The organism is Bradyrhizobium sp. Arg816 (genome assembly GCF_029989365.1).
Classification (GTDB): domain Bacteria; phylum Pseudomonadota; class Alphaproteobacteria; order Rhizobiales; family Xanthobacteraceae; genus Bradyrhizobium.
The window spans coordinates 1-2,548 of the sequence record NZ_JAPRAQ010000063.1; the positions used below are offsets into that span (position 1 = coordinate 1).

The window sequence follows — 2,548 nt, forward strand, 5'->3', positions numbered from 1 at the left end:
TCCCGCGACTCTGAAACTCCTTCAGCAGGCGCTTGTAGTCGATGTCGAAGCCCAGAGTTTTCGCCGTCGCGTAGAGATTGGCCCCATCGATGAAGAGCGCGATCTTGTTAGTGGCAGAAGGTGACATGGCTGCCGTTTCCGAGCGATCTACAAGGTAATAGCTGAGAGGAAACTACATCCGCACCGGGAAGTAGTCGGTCGCATTTTATACAGATATCACCGAAGATCGTCAGCGCCATGGTGCTTTCGGGAGACCCGTACGCAGTCCCAGGAACTCGTGCATTAGCCGAAAGTTGTTCTGTCAGAATTGTAATGTTTGCTGTTTATTTTTGAAGCTCTTTGATGGGGGCGCGCAATGGCCTTTGGCGATTTTGCTCTCTTCGACCTTTCGATTTGCAGGCGCGGCCGCACCTGGCGGTGGTTTGTTTCAGATCAATGCGGTAGTCCTCTGTTGGCCGGTGACGAGCGCAGTCGGTCCGCTGCGCAATACATGGCAGCTCGAGCTATGTTCCAGTTACTGTTGACCGCTCCCTATCGCAATCGAATGAGATCCGAGGATGCACCGCCTACGCTGGGCAGTAGGCCGGGAGGCCACTAGGACCCAGCCGGTCGCAGCGCGGCTGACCAATGGTGAGCTTTGCTTAAGGTTGCAACGAGGCGGATCTCCTACCTGGCTGCCTCTGGCGTGCCGCGGCTCTGGCGCCGCCTTCGGCGCGCAATGACGCGAAAGACGGAAATGGGGGATTGCTTAGTAGTCACGATGCGAAGCCCACGCGCCGCTCAACGGAGGTGGCATGGCTGCTCCTTAGGCGGGGGCGCCGACCTAGCCCACGTGGTTACCTGGAGCACCTGATCGATCGCACCGTGCTTCGCTTGAGCATGAGCTGACCAGCATCTCCAGCTTGGATTGCTCCTCGCTCAGGCGCCGCTCGACAAACTGGCGCTCGGACTCCGTCAGATTGGTTTGCAATAAAAGGCGATAGCGTCGAATATTTTTGCGATGTGCACGCGCCAAATGGTCGTCGATCATCGTGTGTCTTTCTGTGACGGGTAGACTAATCCATTCCATCGTTTGCTTGACGGGGCATGCAACCCCGAGCAGCACTGCAAGACATCGCGAAGTACCTTCGCCCGCTCCCCGACATGGTAGTGAGCTTTTCTTCCCCGATCTGTGAATTAGTTCACAATCCCAGCGCCGGGTTGTTGGGCTGCAACTCGCTTGCCCGTTATCAGACCACTGATTGCTTCGAAAACACTGCTCGACGTTCGCGCGCTGCGGGTTTTTTTGCTTGTCAGCCCCAAGACGGTCGACCTAGGCTATGTTCATTGTTCAACCGGAGGCGGACGTGGCGACAGGTATTGTGAAGTGGTTTAACGCAACCAAGGGATTCGGTTTCATCCAGCCCGATGACGGCGGCCAGGATGTTTTCGTGCACATTAGCGCGGTGGAGCGCGCCGGCTTATCGGGCTTGGCTGAGGGGCAGAAGGTCTCTTACGAAATCTAAGTTGATCGCAAGCGCGGAAAGAGCAGCGCAGAAAATCTGCGCGTCTGACGGCTGCCGCGACCATAGCGCTGAGGTTGATCACTGCACCTTTTGTCCGAGGTCTCTCAGGAGCGCGTGGAGAAAGTCGCTGGCATGGTCGTATCGCGCGTTGCCATCCGTGATTTGACGGGCGCGCGGCTCCATTAAGCGGCCAACGGTTTCGGAACCGAGCAGCTCAACTCTGTCCGACCACTGCAGCAGCAAACTATCGGGGATGTCTTCCGCAGATCCGAATAGCTTCAGAAGGCAATGTTCGCCCTCGGGTTTATGGTCATGATGAGCCTTAGCCGCATAGAAAGCGAACAACCCGCGAAAGGCATCACGGGAAACGGCAGGTTTTCCCATCGCAATGTCCTTGAAAAATTTAACACTCTCAATGGGAGCAAGTCTGAAGCCCTCGTGCGGGAAAAGCCAGCAAAAAGTTCAGTTTCGCACTGCACCCGTGTAAAGAGTAGAGGCGGCCTGTTGGGCGACCTTCAACTTTTATTGCGCTGATCAAAATCGCGCTTAGATCGGCCGTCGCAGCGTTGCCCCCTTGAGGCGCCGATGAAAAAGTTACAATAAGAGGTACCAGCCCCGGTGCCGGGAGGATGGGCGAGGTGGCTTACCTCTGCCCAACAAGATCTGACCAAAGTTTCCGGGAAAAAGATGCAAGCCCTACTCAGACGCTGCGCCTGATCGAAGCGTTCCCGAAAATTAGGCTAAGACCCCGGGCTCGGTGATGTACGAGCAGGGGCAGGGCGTGAAGCAACTGGAGAAGTCGCGGCAAAGGTCCGAGCGGACAAATAGATCCTTGGCCGGCGTCGTCTTCGCGCCAGGGGCGCTAGCGCTCGACAGCCATTTCATCGGTCGGGGCGAGCGAAAGCGTGAGTTCAGGATCGTGGCAGTTGCAGAGCGCATTCCCGTTCGGCGCCCTCTGCAGGAGCGATCAGCTTCCGATATTGGCTTTCGTACTCTTTTGCCATTCGTTTCGCGGAAAAGCGCTCCTCGAACCGGGCGCGCAC

The 2,548-nt window shown here is 56.8% G+C and carries 4 protein-coding genes; 1 reads left to right on the top strand and 3 read right to left on the bottom strand.

The genetic code is table 11. From position 1 onward, the window contains the following. A partial coding sequence (locus OWC48_RS45740) for an NYN domain-containing protein (protein WP_249641133.1) occupies positions 1–127 on the bottom strand: 127 nt, incomplete at its 3' end. A gap of 696 nt (positions 128–823) precedes the next feature. Next, the gene (locus tag OWC48_RS45745) at positions 824–1,030 is read right to left on the bottom strand and encodes a hypothetical protein (protein ID WP_282525888.1); all 207 of its coding nucleotides are present in this window, start codon (positions 1,028–1,030) and stop codon (positions 824–826) included. A 316-nt stretch (positions 1,031–1,346) separates the two neighbouring features. On the opposite strand from OWC48_RS45745, the gene OWC48_RS45750 reads away from it, so the two are divergent. Continuing rightward, complete coding sequence (locus tag OWC48_RS45750) at positions 1,347–1,505, top strand: cold-shock protein (protein WP_282525889.1); 159 nt, start codon at positions 1,347–1,349, stop codon at positions 1,503–1,505. 78 nt (positions 1,506–1,583) lie between these two features. Here OWC48_RS45750 and OWC48_RS45755 read toward each other — a convergent pair whose 3' ends face one another. Continuing rightward, the gene (locus tag OWC48_RS45755; RefSeq protein WP_282525890.1) at positions 1,584–1,889 is read right to left on the bottom strand and encodes a hypothetical protein; all 306 of its coding nucleotides are present in this window, start codon (positions 1,887–1,889) and stop codon (positions 1,584–1,586) included. Positions 1,890–2,548 lie beyond the last annotated feature (659 nt).

Excerpts from the sequence above, each read along its gene's own strand:
- OWC48_RS45745 (WP_282525888.1), bottom strand. The coding sequence starts at position 1,030 with ATGATCGACGACCATTTGGCGCGTGCACATCGCAAAAATATTCGACGC.
- OWC48_RS45755 (WP_282525890.1), bottom strand. The coding sequence starts at position 1,889 with ATGGGAAAACCTGCCGTTTCCCGTGATGCCTTTCGCGGGTTGTTCGCT.